We start from the raw sequence: 15,549 nt of genomic DNA on the forward strand, positions 1-15,549 counted from the left end.
CAGGAGCTCTGTCATGACCACGCCCACCACGACCCGCGAGCCCGTGCTGGAGGTGCGCGACCTGTCGGTCGACTTCGCGGTCGACCGCACGTGGGTGCCCGCGGCGATCAAGCTCAACTACTCCGTCGCCCCCGGCGAGGTCCTCGCGATCGTCGGCGAGTCCGGCTCGGGCAAGTCCGTGTCCTCGATGGCGATCCTCGACCTGCTGCCGCGCAACGCGCGCATCTCGGGCTCGATCAAGCTGCGTGGCACCGAGCTGCGCGGGCTGCCGAGCAAGCGCATGCGCGCGATCCGCGGCAACGACGTCGCGATGATCTTCCAGGAGCCGATGACCGCGCTGAACCCGGCGTACACGGTCGGCTCGCAGATCATCGAGACGCTGCGCCTGCACAGCGAGATGTCGCCCGCGCAGGCCCGCGAGCGCGCGCTCGAGCTGCTGTCGATGGTCGAGCTGCCGGACCCGGACAAGGCGTTCCGGTCGTACCCGCACCAGCTCTCGGGCGGCCAGCGCCAGCGCGCGATGATCGCGCAGTCGCTGTCCTGCGACCCGGCCCTGCTCATCGCCGACGAGCCGACGACCGCGCTCGACGTCACGGTGCAGGCCGAGATCCTCGACCTCATGCGCAACCTGCGCGACCGCCTCGACTCCGCGGTCATCCTCATCACGCACGACATGGGCGTGGTCGCGGACCTCGCGGACCGCATCGCCGTCATGCGGCGCGGCGTGATCGTCGAGATGGGCACGTCCGAGCAGATCTTCTCCGACCCGCAGCACCAGTACACGCAGGAGCTGCTCGCCGCGGTCCCGCACCTCGGCGGCCCGGAGATCGACCTGACGGCCGCGCTCGCGAGCGCGACCCACGCGGAGGACCTCGTCGTCGACGTGTCGCGCGAGGAGCTCGCGCGCCGCGAGGCCGAGAACGCGGCCAAGCTCGAGGCCGCGCGTCGCGAGGAGCGCGCCCGCGAGATGGCCGGCACCGAGCCGATCCTGCAGCTCAAGGACGTCGCGATCGAGTACCCCAAGCAGGGGCGCATGCCGGCGTTCCGCGCGGTCGAGGGCGCGAACCTCGTCGTGCGGCCCGGTGAGGTCGTGGGCCTCGTCGGCGAGTCCGGTTCCGGCAAGACCACGATCGGCCGCGCCGCGGTCGGCCTGCTGCCGGTGGCCGAGGGCACGCTCACGGTCGGCGACATCGACGTCTCGTCGAACGACCGCAAGACGATCGCGCGCCTGCGCCGCAAGGTCGGCATGGTGTTCCAGGACCCGTCGTCGAGCCTCAACCCGCGCCTGCCGATCGGTGAGTCGATCGGTGAGCCGCTGTACCTCGCGAAGATCGCCAAGGGTGGCGAGCTGCAGCGTCGCATCGAGGAGCTGCTCGACCAGGTCGAGCTGCCCCGCGCGTACCGCAACCGCTACCCGCACGAGCTGTCGGGCGGTCAGAAGCAGCGCGTCGGCATCGCGCGTGCGCTCGCGCTGTCGCCCGAGCTGCTCGTGGCCGACGAGCCGACGTCCGCGCTGGACGTGTCGGTGCAGGCCCACGTGCTCGAGCTGCTGCAGGAGCTGCAGGAGCGCCTGAAGTTCGCGTGCCTGTTCGTCACGCACGACCTCGCGGTGGTGGACCTGCTCGCGGACCGCATCGTCGTGATGCAGCGCGGCCGGATCGTCGAGCAGGGCTCGCGCGACGCGATCCTGCGCAACCCGCAGGACCCGTACACGCAGCGCCTCATCGCGGCCGTGCCGCTGCCCAACCCGGAGAAGCAGCGCGAGCGTCGCGAGCTGCGGGCGCTGCTGATCGACCGCACGTGACCCACGCGGCGCAGGGGCGTGCGGCCGGTCGCCGTGGAGGCGGCCGCCGCACGCTCCTCGCTGCGCTCCTGGGTGGCACGGTCGCGCTCGTGCCGCTCGCGTGCTCGTCGTCGCCCGAGCCGGGCCCGGACCGGTCGCGGGACGTGGTGGTGAGCGTCGGCGCGCCGTTCGGCTCGCTGAACGCCGGGACGTCGCAGGGCCGGCTGCCCGGGTCGGTGCTCGTCCGCGGGCTCGTGCAGGACGGCTTCGTCTCGCTCGACGCCGCGGGCGTCGCGGTCCCGGACGCCGCGTTCGGCACGGTCGAGAAGACGGCCGACGACCCGCTGACCGTCCGCTACACGATCGGCCCGGACGCCCGCTGGTCCGACGGGACGCCCGTGACGGCGGCTGACCTGCTGCTCGAGTGGGCCGCGCGTTCGGGTGCGCTCGACGAGGTCGCGCCCGAGCTGGGCGACGACGGCGAGATCGTCAACGGGGACGCGCTCGACGCGGGCGTGGCGTTCGCCGCGACCTCGCGGGCACTCGTGCACGTTCAGGCCGTCCCAGCCGTCGACGACGAGGGTCGCGTCACGCTCGTGTACGCGCAGCCGGTCGCGGACTGGCAGGTCGCGCTCGACGTCAACCTGCCCGCGCACGTGCTGGGCCGCACGGCGCTGGGTGTGGAGGACGCGCAGGAGGCGGCCGCGGCGGTCGTCGCGGCCGTGACCGCACCCGCCGGGCATCACGACGACCTGGTGGCGGTCTCCCGCGCGTGGCGTACCGGCTTCGACACGGACGCGTTGGCGGCGAGCACCGCCGACGCCGTCACGACCGGGCCGTACGCGCTCGCGTCGGTGACGGCCTCGGCCGTGGAGCTGGTGCGCAACGAGCGGTACGCGGGCTCGCGGCCCGCGCGCTTCGACTCGGTGCGCGTGCGCACCGACCAGCACCCGCTGGACCAGGTCTCCTCGCTCGAGGCCGGCGACGTCGACGTCGTCGCGCCCGTCGCGACGCCGGACGTGCGTGACGCGCTCGTCGATGCCGAGGCGCGGGTGGTGACGGGCGGTGACGCCGCGTGGCAGCTCGTCGCGCGGGCGGGCGGCACGGGTCCGTTCGCGGGTGACGACGCGCCGACGGTGCGGGGCGCGCTGTGGTCGACGGTGCCGCGCGAGCAGGTGGTCGACGAGGTCGTCGCGCCGCTGTGGCCCGAGGCGGTCGTGGACACCGCGGTGCTCGCGACGGTCGGGGACGGTGCGGGCGGCCCGGTCGCGACCGCGCAGCCCGACGCGCCCGCCGCGGCCGCGCGGCTCGCCGACGCGGGGGTGCGCACACCGGTGGCCGTGCGTGTGCTCGTCTCCACCACCGACCCGCTGCGCGAGCAGACGCTCGCGCTGCTCACGGACTCCGCCCGCACGGCCGGCTTCGAGGTCACGGCCTCGACGGCCGACCCGGCGACCGCGCTGTGGGCCGAGCCCGACGCGTGGGACGTCGCGCTGGTCCCGACCGTCCAGGACGAGCTCCCCGTCGCGTCGCTCGTCGGCCGGTGGGGGACCGACGGGACCGCGAACGTGACCGCGTGGTCCGACGCGGCGACCGACGCGGCGCTCGCGGCGCTCGCCGCCCAGACCGACCCCGCGCGCCTCGCCGCCGGGCAGGCGACGCTCGCCGCGAGGCTCGTCGAGGCCGGTGCCGTGCTGCCGCTGGTGCACGCCCCCGCGCTCACGGCCACGCGCTCCGCGCCCGTCGCGCGCACGCCGCAGGTGGGCGAGGTTCCGCTGCTGCGGCTCTCGCGCGCCGACCTCACCGACTGGTGGTCCTGGGCCGCACAGGGCTGAGCCCGGGCGTGGGCCCGAGTCGTGCGGGCGGCCCGGCGCGGCGCAGGTCACGTGTGGCGAGGGCCACGCGGCCACCGGTGATTGGCCCGGACCGGGTAAGATCGACCGGCGCCGCCGTCGGCGTCACCCCCCTTTCCTCCACTCGAGAAGAGCTCGCATGCCCTCGTCCGTCACCGGAACTGCCGTTCGCGGCGACCTGCGCAACGTCGCGATCGTCGCGCACGTCGACCACGGCAAGACCACGCTGGTCGACGCCATGCTCTGGCAGTCGGGCGCGTTCGGCGCGCACGACCACGTCGACGAGCGCGCGATGGACTCGGGCGACCTCGAGCGCGAGAAGGGCATCACGATCCTCGCGAAGAACACCGCGGTCCGGTACCTGGGCCCCGCGGCGGCCGCGGCGGGTCAGCCCGAGGGCATCACGATCAACGTCATCGACACCCCCGGCCACGCGGACTTCGGCGGCGAGGTCGAGCGCGGCCTGTCGATGGTCGACGGCGTCGTGCTGCTCGTCGACGCGTCCGAGGGCCCGCTCCCGCAGACCCGCTTCGTGCTGCGCAAGGCGCTCGCCGCGAAGCTGCCCGTGATCCTCGTCGTGAACAAGGTCGACCGTCCCGACGCGCGCATCACCGAGGTCGTCCACGAGGCGACCGACCTGCTGCTCGGCCTCGCGTCCGACCTGCACGAGGACGTCCCGGACCTCGACCTCGACGCGATCCTCGACGTCCCCGTGGTGTACGCGTCCGCGAAGGCCGGCCGCGCGTCGCTCGAGCAGCCCGCCGACGGCGCGCTCCCGGACAGCGAGAACCTCGAGCCGCTGTTCGCGACCATCCTCGAGAAGATCCCCGCGCCGACGTACGACGAGTCCGCGCCGCTGCAGGCGCACGTCACCAACCTCGACGCGTCGCCGTTCCTCGGCCGGCTCGCGCTCCTGCGCGTCTTCAACGGCACGCTGCGCAAGGGCCAGACGGTCGCGTGGGTGCGCAACGACGGCTCGCAGCAGAGCGTGCGCATCACCGAGCTGCTGGAGACCAAGGCGCTCGAGCGCGTGCCCACCGACGCGGCGGGCCCCGGCGACATCGTCGCCGTCGCGGGCATCGAGAACATCACGATCGGCGAGACGCTCACCGACCCGGACGACCCGCGCCCGCTGCCGCCCATCACGGTCGACGACCCCGCGATCTCGATGACGATCGGCATCAACACCAGCCCGCTCGCGGGCAAGGGCGGCAAGGGCCACAAGGTCACCGCGCGCCAGGTCAAGGACCGCCTCGACAAGGAGCTCGTCGGCAACGTCTCGCTGCGCGTGGTCCCCACGGACCGCCCCGACGCGTGGGAGGTGCAGGGCCGCGGCGAGCTGGCCCTGGCGATCCTCGTCGAGCAGATGCGCCGCGAGGGCTTCGAGCTGACCGTCGGCAAGCCGCAGGTCGTCACCAGGACGATCGACGGCAAGGTCCACGAGCCGATGGAGCGCATGACGATCGACGTGCCCGAGGAGTACCTCGGCGCGGTCACGCAGCTCCTCGCGCAGCGCAAGGGCCGCATGGAGACCATGAGCAACCACGGCACCGGCTGGGTGCGCATGGAGTTCCTGGTGCCCGCGCGCGGCCTCATCGGCTTCCGCACGCGGTTCCTCACCGAGACGCGCGGCACGGGCATCGCGTCCTCGATCGCCGAGGGCTTCGAGCCGTGGGCGGGCGTCATCGAGACGCGCATGACGGGCTCGCTCGTCGCCGACCGCGCGGGTGTGGCCACACCGTTCGCGATGCTCAACCTCCAGGACCGCGGCACGTTCTTCGTCGAGCCGACCGCCGAGGTGTACGAGGGCATGGTCGTCGGCGAGAACTCCCGCAACGAGGACATGGACGTCAACATCGCCAAGGAGAAGAAGCTCAACAACATCCGCTCCTCCACGGCCGAGTCGTTCGAGAACGTCGTGCCGCCGCGCAAGCTCACGCTCGAGGAGTCGCTGGAGTTCGCGCGCGAGGACGAGTGCGTCGAGGTGACGCCCGAGATCGTGCGCATCCGCAAGGTCGTGCTCGACCAGACCGAGCGCGCGCGCATCTGGTCCCGCACCAAGAAGGGCTGAGCCGTGCCGGGGCCGGGCCGGCCCGGCGGCCTGCTCGCGGTGCACGCGCACCCCGACGACGAGACGCTCGCGACGGGTGCGCTGCTCGCGACGTGGGCCGCGGCCGGGCTGCCCGTGACCCTGGTGACGTGCACGCGCGGTGAGCGCGGCGAGGTGATCGGGGACGCGCTCGCGCACCTCGAGGGCGACGGCCCGGCGCTCGCGGCGCACCGCGAGACCGAGCTCGCCGGCGCCCTCGCGGCGCTGGGCGTGGCCGACCACGTGTTCCTCGACGCCCTGACCGGGGCGCGGTACGAGGACTCGGGCATGGCCTGGGCCGACGAGGGCCGCCGCGCGGTCGCGGCTCCCGAGGCGGTCGCCGCGGGGACGGCGCTGGCCGCGCAGCCGCTCGACGACCTCGCCGCCCCGCTCGCCACGCTTGTCGCCGACCGGGCGCCGGCCGTCGTCGTGACGTACGAGCCGGGCGGGGGGTACGGCCACCCGGACCACGTGCGTGCGCACGACGTGACGTCCCGCGCGCTCGAGCTCGCGGCGCGGGCCGGGCACCGCGTGCCCGTGGTGCTGTGGGCCGCGCAGGGGCGCCGGCGGGCGCGCGCCGCGCGTGCCGCGCTGCGCCGCCTCGTCGGACCGGGTGACGCGCTGACCCCGCCCGCGGACGACGACGTGTTCGCCTCGGTCGTCGTCGACGACGAGCGTGTGGCGGTCGAGGTCGACACGCGCCCGGTGCGCGACACCGTGCTCGACGCGCTGCGCGCCCACGCGACGCAGGTGCAGCACGTGGCCGCCGTCGACGACGAGCCCGCGCTCGTCGGCCGGTACGGCCTCAGCCTCGGCCTGGCCGAGCCGGTCCTGCCCGTCGAGCAGTACCGCCTCGCACCCGGCTCGAGCCCCGGCGGTCTCGCGTGGCCCGCAGGGGTCCGGCCGGTAGCCTGACCGCGTGCAGCCGCTGACCCCGCAGACCCTCGTGCGGGCCCTCCTGTCGTTCGTCCTCGGCCTCCTGATCGGGGCGCTCGGGACCGTCGTCCACCGCGGTGCGATGCCGTGGGGCCTGCTCGCCGGGCTCGCCCTGGTGCTCGCCGCGAGCGTCATGGTGCGCGCGTGGGCCGGGTGGCCCGCGTACGTCGGGCTCGTCGGTGGTGTGTTCCTCGCCGTCGTCGTGCTCGCGCGGACCGGACCCGGCGGTGACGTGCTCCTGCCCGGCGGCGACCGCGTGAACGCACCGTGGCTCGGCCTCGCCTGGCTCGGCGGGGTCGTGGTCGCGCTCGCCCTCGGTGCGCTCGCCCCGCGCCGCTGGTTCGACGACACCCCGCGCGCACCGGCCGCACCGGCCGCACCGCCGAGCGACGGCGCGGCGTGAGCGCCCGGCCCGACGACTTCCGCACCGCCGTCGCGGCGCTCCCCGCGGGCGTCGCCGTCGTCACCACGACGTGGCGGCGCACGGTCTGGGCCATGACCGTCAGCTCGGTCGCGTCCGTGTCCCTCGACCCCCCGCTGCTGCTGTTCTGCGTGCACGCCGACGCGCGCCTGCGCGACGCGCTCGACGAGGCCGACACCTGGACGGTCTCCGTGCTCGGCGCCGACCAGGCGCCCGTCGCCGACTGGCTCGCGTCCGCCGGGCGCCCCGCCGTCGACCAGCTCACCCGCGTCCCGCACCACGCACCCGACGTCGCCGCGGGCATCCGCGTCGACGGGGCCGCCGCCTGGTTCGAGTGCCGCACGAGTGCCATCCACGCCGCGGGTGACCACGACGTCGTCGTCGGCGAGGTGCTCGTCGCGGAACGCGCCGGACCCGAGGTCGGGGGCCTCGTGCACGTCGAGGGACGCCTGCGCGGCCTGCGCTGAGGTCACGATCTCGTCACAGGTCGTCCGCGTGCGTCGAGGCGCGCGTGGGCCTGCGCCGCCCTCACGGCACCGCGACGTAGACTCGCCGGGCGTAACACGACCGAGCAGGGGAAGCGATGACCGACCGTACCGACGCCGACAGCCCCGCGCCCCAGGAGCCGTCGAACGGGAGCTCGGCCGACGATGTCGTCTGGCCCGTCTGGGGTGCGACCACGCGCCGCCCCGCCCTCGGGGACGACACACGTCCGAACCCGGTCGTCCCTGCCGGGGACGCGCCCGCCGAGCCGGCTGACCCGCACGAGGCCCCCGCGGAGGACGTCGTGACCGACGAGCCCTCTGCCGACGACGTCGCCCCCGACGAGCCCGTCGCCACCGATGCGTCGCCCGACGAGGACGTGCCCGACGAGGACGTGCCCGACGAGGACGGGTCGGACGAGGACGGGTCGAACGAGGACGGGTCGGACGAGGACGTGCCCGACGAGGACGGGTCGGACGAGGGCGGGTCGGACGAGGACGTGCCCGACGAGGACGAGCCCGACGAGGCGCCCACTGCCGACACGGAGCCCACTGCCGACGCGGAGCCCACTGACGAGCCCGTCGAGGCCGAGGCGCAGGCCGCTGTCGCGCAGACCGTCCGGCCTGAGGAGCCCGAGAACGAGGGCCCGCGCGAGGACGAGGCCACCGTCGAGGACGAGGACGAGGACGACGCCGAGGACGAGGGCGCCGTCGAGGTCGTGGACGACGAGGACGTGGACGACGACGACGGCGCGGCGGAGGAACCGGCGCCGACGGTCGTCGTGCCCGCGATCTTCACCGAGACCGCCGCGTCGACGCCCGCGGCAGAGGAACCTGTCGCAAGCGCTGCCGGCGGCACAGAGCCGACGTCCGCGCCGACGTCCGAGCCGGTCGACGAGCCGGAGGCCGACGAGGCCGCGGACGAGTCCGACGCGAGCGAGCCCGATGCCGGAGAGCCGTCCGACGACGAGCGCACGGCCGCTGCGGAGGCCACGGCCGACGAGCCCGCTGCCGACGAGGCCGCTGCCGACGAGGCCGCTGCCGACGAGGCCGCTGCCGCCGACGCCGCCGCCCCCGACGTGGCCGCTGCCGAGGAGCCTGCCGCCGACGAGCCGGTCGCCGACGCGCCTGCGGCCGCCGTGCGCACGAGCGCGCCCCGCGACTCCGAGACGGTCGTCCTGCCTGCCACGCCGGCCGCGCCCGCGGAGCCGACCGCGGCGACCGAGCCCGCGCCGCCCGCGGACCCTGCCGCGGCCGCCGCCGTGGCTCCGACGCGGGAGTCCGTGTTCCCCCGGCGCGAGGCGCAGCCGACGACGCAGACGTCCCGACCGGCGGACGCCAGGGGTGACGAGACGGTCGTCCTGCCCGCGTCGGCACCCACCACCCCGCCGTCCGCGACCTCGACGTCCGCGCCCCCGACGTCCACCGCCCCGACGTCCACAGGCTCGACGCCGGGCGGTCCGGCGCGCGTGACGGCCGGTCCGGTGCCGACCACGCCGCGCGACCCGTCGCCGTTCGACGACTTCGAGCCCGAGGAGCACGTGCGCCGCTGGCCGCGGCGCCTGGCGGTCGGTGCGGGCGTCGTCGTGCTGCTCGGCGCGGCGTACGTCGGCGCGAGCTACGCGACGGCGGACCGCGTCCCGCGGGGGGCGACGGTCGCGGGCGTGGACATCGGCGGGCTCTCGGCGGACGCCGCGGTCGCGCGGCTGGACGAGGAGCTCGCGCCGACGACGCAGGACGCGGTCGAGGTGCTCGCGAACGACGTGCAGGCGACGCTCGAGCCGCAGGCCGCGGGCCTGTCGTTCGACGCGGCGGCGACGGTCGACCGGCTCACGGGCGTGGACCTGGCGCAGCCGCGCCGGCTGTGGGACCAGATCGTCGGCGTGGGTGCGCAGGAGCCCGTGACGCAGGTGGACGAGGCGAAGCTGACGGCCGCGCTCGAGGCGCTGGGGACGTCGCTGTCGCTCGCACCGGTCGACGGTGCGGTGCTGTTCGTCGACGGTGCCGCGGTGCTGACGGACGCGTCCGAGGGCTGGAGCCTCGACCAGGACGCGGCGGCGGACCTCGTGTCCCGCGACTGGCTGGTCGCGGCGCAGCCGCTGGCGCTGCCGACGTCGGTGGTCGAGCCCGAGATCACCCAGGCGGAGGCGCAGGCGGCGCTGGACGACGTGGCGGAGCCGCTCGTGTCCGCCCCGATCTCGGTCGTCGTGTCCGAGAAGCTCGCGGTGCTGCAGCCGGCCACGCTCGCGGCGGCTGCAGCGATGCAGCCGGTCGACGGGGACCTCGAGCTGCAGCTCGACGGTGAGGCGCTCGCGGACGCGGTCGTCGAGCAGCTGCCCGAGGGTGTGCTGACGTCGGCGGCGGACGCGCACTTCGAGTTCCAGGACGGCAAGCCGGTGCTCGTGCCGGGCGAGCCGGGCACCACGGTGGCGCCGGAGGACGTCGCGGACGCGGTCGCGGCCGTCGCCGACGCGCAGGACCGCACCGCGACGGTGGAGCTGACGCAGACCGACCCGAGCGAGTCCACCGAGGCGCTCGAGGAGCTCGGCGTCAAGGAAGTCGTCTCGGAGTTCTCGACGCCGCTGACGAGCGAGCCGCGCCGCACGCAGAACATCCGTCAGGGGCTGGAGAACATCACGGGCGTGCTCATCCGGCCGGGCGAGACGTTCAGCCTCACCGACGCGCTCGGGCCGATCGACGCGGCCCACGGGTTCGTGCAGGCCGGCGCGATCGTCAACGGCGAGCACTCGGACGCGTGGGGCGGTGGCCTGTCGCAGGTGTCGACGACGACGTTCAACGCCGCGTACCTCGCGGGCATGGAGGACGTCGAGCACACGCCGCACAGCGAGTGGTTCGCGCGGTACCCGGAGGGGCGCGAGGCGACGATCTTCACCGGCGTGATCGACATGAAGTGGAAGAACTCGACGCCGTACGGCGCACTCGTGCAGGGCTGGGTCGCGGACGGGCGCGCGTACGTGCGCCTCTGGGGGACCAAGTACTGGACGGTCGAGTCGTCGACGAGCGGGCGCTCGGGTGTGGTGCAGCCGTCCACGGTGTACTCCACGTCGCGCACGTGCTCGCCGCAGTCCGCCGGAAACCCGGGCTTCTCGGTGACGGTGACGCGCCGGTTGCTGCTGGACGGCGAGCTGAAGGACACGACGTCGAACACCTGGCGGTACAAGCCGCAGAACCGCGTGGTGTGCGGCTCGCCGCCCGACAAGGACAAGGAGAAGGACAAGGACAAGGAGTCCGCCGCTCCCTGAGCCGACCTCGACCGCAGCGTCGACCTCCACCGCAGTGCCGACCTCGACCGCAGCGGGTCAGTGCCGCCGGGCGCGTCGCTCGGGGGGCGGGGGGATCGGCTTCCAGAGCACGACGTCCGCGCCCAGGATCCGGGCGGGGCCGCGCGAGGTGTCGAGCGTCAGGCCCTCGTCGTCGACGCGCAGCACCACGCCGAGCACGTCGGTGAGGTGCGGCCCGTCCGGCGGGGCCGGCACGAGGCGGCGTCGGACGACGACGCGCGTGCCGGCGGCGGCCTCGCGCCACGGCCGGGCAGGAGGGGCGCTCACCGTCCGGGCCTCGTGGCGGCGGGCGGAGGGTCGGGGAGTGGACACCGGAGCGTGCGCGTGCGCATGTGGGGAATACTAGGGACGACCCGTCAAGTGGAGGACCGACCGTGACGTATGTGATCGCCGAGCCCTGCGTGGACGTCAAGGACAAGGCGTGCATCGAGGAATGTCCCGTGGACTGCATCTACGAGGGCAAGCGGTCGCTGTACATCCATCCGGACGAGTGCGTCGACTGCGGGGCGTGCGAGCCGGTGTGCCCGGTCGAGGCCATCTACTACGAGGACGACGTCCCCGAGCAGTGGAGCGAGTACTACAAGGCCAACGTCGAGTTCTTCGACGACCTGGGCTCGCCGGGTGGCGCCGCCAAGATGGGGCAGATCGACAAGGACCACCCGATCATCGCGACGCTGCCGCTGCGCGTGCACGGCGACTGACCTTCGTCACCGGTGGGACTGCTGACCGGCGCGCTGCCGGACTTCCCGTGGGACACGCTGGTGCCGTTCGCGCAGCAGGCGCGCGCGCACGAGCGGGGCATCGTCGACCTGTCGGTCGGCACGCCGGTGGACCCGACGCCGGCGGTGGTGCGCGACGCGCTCGTCGCGGCGGCGGACTCGCCGGGGTACCCGACGACGTGGGGGACCGCGGACCTGCGTGAGGCGGTCGTGCGGTGGTTCGCGCGGCGTCGCGGTGTGCCGGGCCTGGACCCGGCGGGGGTGCTGCCGACCGTCGGCTCGAAGGAGCTGGTCGCGCTGCTGCCGGCGCTGCTCGGGCTGGGGGAGGGCGACACCGTGCTGCACCCGGCGGTCGCGTACCCGACGTACGACGTGGGGGCCCGGCTCGCGGGCGCGGCGCCGGAGCCGTGCGCCGACCCCGCGGAGCGGCTCGCGCGCGGGCGCGGCGACGTGCGGCTGGTGTGGCTGAACTCGCCCGCCAACCCGCACGGCGCGGTGCTGGGCGTCGACGAGCTCGCGGCCGTGGTGGCCGCCGCGCGTGATGCCGCGCGGCGGGACGGCCGCCCGGTCGTCGTGGCGTCCGACGAGTGCTACGCGGAGCTCGCGTGGGACGAGCCGTGGGCGAGCGACGGGGTGCCGAGCGTGCTCGACCCTCGCGTGTCGGGCGGCGACGTGACCGGCCTGCTCGCGGTGTACTCGCTGTCGAAGCAGTCGAACCTCGCGGGGTACCGCGCGGCGTTCGTCGCGGGGGACCCGGCGCTGGTCGCGGGGCTGCTCGAGACGCGCAAGCACGCGGGCATGATCGTGCCGGGTCCGGTGCAGGCGGCCATGACGGTCGCGCTCGACGACGACGCGCACGTGGCGGCGCAGCGTGAGCGGTACCGCGCGCGCCGCGCCGTGCTGCGCGCGGCGTTCGAGGAGGCCGGGTACGCGGTCGACGAGTCCGCGGCGGGCCTCTACCTGTGGGTGCGGCCCGCGGGCGGCGAGCAGGACTGCTGGCAGACGGTCGCCGACCTCGCGGGGCTGGGCGTCCTCGTCGCGCCGGGTGCGTTCTACGGCCCGGCCGGCCGGGGGCACGTACGGGTCGCGCTGACCGCGTCCGACGAGGCGGTCGCGGAGGCCGCGGCGCGGCTGCGCGGCGCGTGACCGACCTGCTGTGACTTGTTTCACAGCGGGTCAGGTCGTCCCAGGATTCGTCACCGCGCGCCGGGCGCAGGTACCGTCGTCGGCAGGCCAACGGAGGCCACCGCTGCGGCCGCAGGGCCGACGTCGGCGACGACCAGAGCGCGATCCGCGCAGGTCGTGGCAGGAAGGAACGCCATGTCCGAGACCCTCACCTCCCCGGTCCAGCTGGTCGTGAGTGGCCAGGCCAAGGACCTGCCGGTCGTCACCGCGACCGAGGGGAACGACGGAGTGGTGGTCTCGACCCTGCTGCGCGACACCGGTCTGGTGACCGTGGACCCCGGCTTCATGAACACCGCGTCGTGCGAGTCGAAGATCACGTACATCGACGGCGACGAGGGGATCCTGCGCTACCGGGGCTACCCGATCGAGCAGCTGGCGGCGTCGTCGACGTTCCTCGAGGTCGCGTACCTGCTGATCCACGGCGAGCTGCCGACGCCGGCCGAGCTGGACGCGTTCAGCGAGCGCGTCAACCGGCACACGCTCGTGCACGAGGACTTCCGCACGTTCATGGGGACGTTCCCGCGCGGCGCGCACCCGATGGCCGTGATGTCGTCGGCGATCAACGCGCTGTCGACGTTCTACCCCGAGTCGCTCGACCCGTTCGACCCGGACACGGTCGAGCTCGCGACGGTGCTCATCCTCGCCAAGACGCGCACCATCACGTCCTACGTGCACCGCACGTCCAAGGGCGAGCCGCTGCTGTACCCGGACTACAGCCGCGGGTACGTCGAGGACTTCCTGCGCATGACGTTCGCGGTGCCGTACCAGCAGTACGAGCCGGACCCGGTCGTCGTCGAGGCGCTCGACAAGCTGCTGATCCTGCACGCGGACCACGAGCAGAACTGCTCGACGTCCACGGTCCGCATCGTCGGCTCGTCGCACGCCAACCTGTACGCGTCGGTCGCGGCCGGCATCAACGCGCTGTCGGGCCCGCTGCACGGCGGCGCGAACGAGGCCGTGCTCACGATGCTCGACGAGATCAAGGCGAACGGCGGCGACGCCACGGACTTCATGCGCCGCGTGAAGAACAAGGAGCAAGGTGTCCGGCTCATGGGCTTCGGGCACCGGGTCTACAAGAACTACGACCCGCGCGCGGCGATCGTCAAGGAGAGCGCGCACGCGGTGCTCGAGGCGCTGGGCGCGGCCGACGAGCTGCTCGACATCGCGATGACGCTCGAGGAGATCGCGCTCAACGACGACTACTTCATCTCGCGCAAGCTGTACCCGAACGTCGACTTCTACACGGGTCTGATCTACAAGGCCATGGGCTTCGACCGGGCGATGTTCACGCCGCTGTTCGCGCTGGGCCGCATGCCCGGCTGGATCGCGCAGTGGCGCGAGATGATGACGGACCCCGCGACCAAGATCGGCCGGCCGCGCCAGGTCTACACCGGCGAGGTCGCGCGCGACTACGTCTCCGCCGACAAGCGCTGACGTGACCAGCACCGGCGGCCCCGACGCGCGGCGCGCCGGTGCGCTCCCGCCCGGGGTGGCCGGGCCGCTGTCCGTGGTCGCGTTCGTCTGCGAGCTCGGGCTGCTCGTCCTCGCCGGGGTGACGGGGTGGCGCCTCGGGCAGCGGATCGACGTGCCTGCGCAGGACGCGCTCGCGGCCGTGCTGGCGGTGCTGCACGTCGCGGTCGTCGTGATCGTGTGGGCGCGGTGGAACGCGCCGCGCTCACCGTCGCGACTGCCGTGGCCGTGGCGCTACCTCACGCAGCTCGCGCCGTTCGTCGCCGTCGCGCTCCTCGCCGGCCTGGTCGGGCTCGGGTGGTGGGGCGCGGTGCTGACGGTTCTGGCCGCGGTCGCGTTCGGGTTCTCGCGCGGCGGTCAGGACGCCGCGACGACGAGGGGTGCGGCCCCTCGTCCGTGAGCGGGGCTCACGAGTCGATGCGCACCGTGCCCGCGGCGCGCGCGCCCCGGTCGTTCGCCGTCCACGTGCCGCCCTCACGCGTCCACGAGCGGTCCGCGACGTCGACCCGTCGCGTGCCGAGCTCGTCGGCGGTCGCCACGGCCCACGCCGCGACTGCCCACGCAGACCGTGCGGCGTCGTCGCCCAGACCGCGCGCGTCGACCACGACGCCCGCCGGCTCGTCGCCGCCGCCGAACGCCCGCGCGGGGACGTCGCCGAGGTCGCGCCGCACGCGGGTCAGCACCGCGTCCGGGTCCCCGCCGTCGCCGGCCGGCAGCGTGCACGCGATCGTCGCGGGGGAGTGCCCGGTCAGGCCGGACGCCCACGCGCGCGCCCGGACCTCGTGCTGCGCGTACGCCTTCGGGAACGCGGACCGTTGCACCGCCTGCGCGGCGTCGGTGACCTCCATGTCCTCGTAGCCCGGGACCTTCACGAGCCCGTCGTAGAACTTCCCGACCGAGTAGACCGGGTCCATGATCTGCTCGACCGTGCCCCAGCCTTGCGAGGGTCGCTGCTGGAACAGCCCGATCGAGTCCCGGTCGCCGTAGTCGATGTTCTCGAGGCGGGACTCCTGCAACGCGGTCGCGATCGCGATCGTCACGGCGCGCGCGGGCAGCCCGCGGCGCTGAGCGACCGCGGCGAACAGCGCGGCGTGCTGCGCCTGGTCGGCGCTCAGGCTCCACGCGGTGCCGTCGAGGGTCGCCGTGCACCGCGCGACCACGGGGACCTCGGGCTCGAGGCGCTCGAGCGCGGTCACGACGAGCGCGACGGCACCGGCCAGGACCCCGACGAGCACCAGCAGCGCGACGAGCGTGCGCGCGGCGCGCCGGCCGCGCCGGGCGCGTGGTCGGCGCCGGCGGTCGGTCACCG

Annotated in this window: 13 protein-coding genes; 11 read left to right on the plus strand and 2 right to left on the minus strand. The window is 74.6% G+C overall.

What is annotated here, in order from left to right:
• Nucleotides 1–13 precede the first annotated feature (13 nt).
• The 7 genes from CUD01_RS01605 (at nt 14) to CUD01_RS01635 (ending at nt 10,827) form a co-directional block, all read left to right on the plus strand.
• Complete coding sequence (locus tag CUD01_RS01605; RefSeq protein ID WP_141318150.1) at nt 14–1,804, plus strand: ABC transporter ATP-binding protein; 1,791 nt, start codon at nt 14–16, stop codon at nt 1,802–1,804.
• The gene (locus tag CUD01_RS01610) at nt 1,801–3,618 is read left to right on the plus strand and encodes an ABC transporter substrate-binding protein (RefSeq protein WP_141318152.1); all 1,818 of its coding nucleotides are present in this window, start codon (nt 1,801–1,803) and stop codon (nt 3,616–3,618) included. Before CUD01_RS01605 ends, CUD01_RS01610 begins: the two co-directional genes overlap by 4 nt.
• Before the next feature lie 157 nt (nt 3,619–3,775).
• Nucleotides 3,776–5,707 carry a translational GTPase TypA gene (typA, locus tag CUD01_RS01615; RefSeq protein WP_141318154.1) on the plus strand — a complete coding sequence of 644 codons (1,932 nt, stop codon included), beginning with the start codon at nt 3,776–3,778 and terminating at the stop codon, nt 5,705–5,707.
• Nucleotides 5,708–5,710: 3 nt separating this feature from the next.
• The gene (locus tag CUD01_RS01620) at nt 5,711–6,640 is read left to right on the plus strand and encodes a PIG-L family deacetylase (protein WP_141318156.1); all 930 of its coding nucleotides are present in this window, start codon (nt 5,711–5,713) and stop codon (nt 6,638–6,640) included.
• Between the two features lie 4 nt (nt 6,641–6,644).
• Nucleotides 6,645–7,064: a hypothetical protein gene (locus CUD01_RS01625; RefSeq protein ID WP_141318158.1), complete on the plus strand. Its 420-nt coding sequence runs from the start codon at nt 6,645–6,647 to the stop codon at nt 7,062–7,064.
• Complete coding sequence (locus CUD01_RS01630) at nt 7,061–7,549, plus strand: flavin reductase family protein (RefSeq protein WP_141318160.1); 489 nt, start codon at nt 7,061–7,063, stop codon at nt 7,547–7,549. The genes CUD01_RS01625 and CUD01_RS01630 overlap by 4 nt, the downstream gene beginning before the upstream one ends.
• 116 nt (nt 7,550–7,665) lie before the next feature.
• A complete protein-coding gene (locus CUD01_RS01635; RefSeq protein WP_141318162.1) occupies nt 7,666–10,827 on the plus strand; it encodes a VanW family protein in 3,162 nt (1,053 codons plus the stop codon).
• A gap of 57 nt (nt 10,828–10,884) precedes the next feature.
• Here CUD01_RS01635 and CUD01_RS01640 read toward each other — a convergent pair whose 3' ends face one another.
• On the minus strand, nt 10,885–11,133 hold the full coding sequence (locus CUD01_RS01640) for a hypothetical protein (protein WP_141318164.1): 249 nt from the start codon (nt 11,131–11,133) through the stop codon (nt 10,885–10,887).
• Nucleotides 11,134–11,240: 107 nt separating this feature from the next.
• On the opposite strand from CUD01_RS01640, the gene fdxA reads away from it, so the two are divergent.
• The 4 genes from fdxA to CUD01_RS01660 all read left to right on the plus strand — a co-directional run bounded on the left by fdxA (nt 11,241) and on the right by CUD01_RS01660 (nt 14,640).
• Nucleotides 11,241–11,567, plus strand: a complete 327-nt coding sequence (gene fdxA, locus CUD01_RS01645) for a ferredoxin (protein WP_094179349.1) — start codon at nt 11,241–11,243, stop codon at nt 11,565–11,567.
• 12 nt (nt 11,568–11,579) lie between these two features.
• Nucleotides 11,580–12,731 (plus strand): succinyldiaminopimelate transaminase, encoded by a 1,152-nt coding sequence (gene dapC, locus CUD01_RS01650; RefSeq protein WP_141318166.1) that lies wholly within the window; start codon nt 11,580–11,582, stop codon nt 12,729–12,731.
• A 174-nt stretch (nt 12,732–12,905) separates the two neighbouring features.
• Nucleotides 12,906–14,204 carry a citrate synthase gene (locus CUD01_RS01655; RefSeq protein ID WP_141318168.1) on the plus strand — a complete coding sequence of 433 codons (1,299 nt, stop codon included), beginning with the start codon at nt 12,906–12,908 and terminating at the stop codon, nt 14,202–14,204.
• A gap of 1 nt (nt 14,205) precedes the next feature.
• On the plus strand, nt 14,206–14,640 hold the full coding sequence (locus CUD01_RS01660; RefSeq protein ID WP_141318170.1) for a YrdB family protein: 435 nt from the start codon (nt 14,206–14,208) through the stop codon (nt 14,638–14,640).
• Nucleotides 14,641–14,647: 7 nt separating this feature from the next.
• Here the strand turns inward: CUD01_RS01660 and CUD01_RS01665 are convergent, their stop codons facing one another.
• Nucleotides 14,648–15,547, minus strand: a complete 900-nt coding sequence (locus CUD01_RS01665) for a hypothetical protein (RefSeq protein ID WP_141318172.1) — start codon at nt 15,545–15,547, stop codon at nt 14,648–14,650.
• Nucleotides 15,548–15,549 lie beyond the last annotated feature (2 nt).

The sequence above is a fragment of the Cellulomonas uda genome (assembly GCF_006538705.1).
In the GTDB taxonomy this organism is placed as follows: domain Bacteria; phylum Actinomycetota; class Actinomycetes; order Actinomycetales; family Cellulomonadaceae; genus Cellulomonas; species Cellulomonas uda.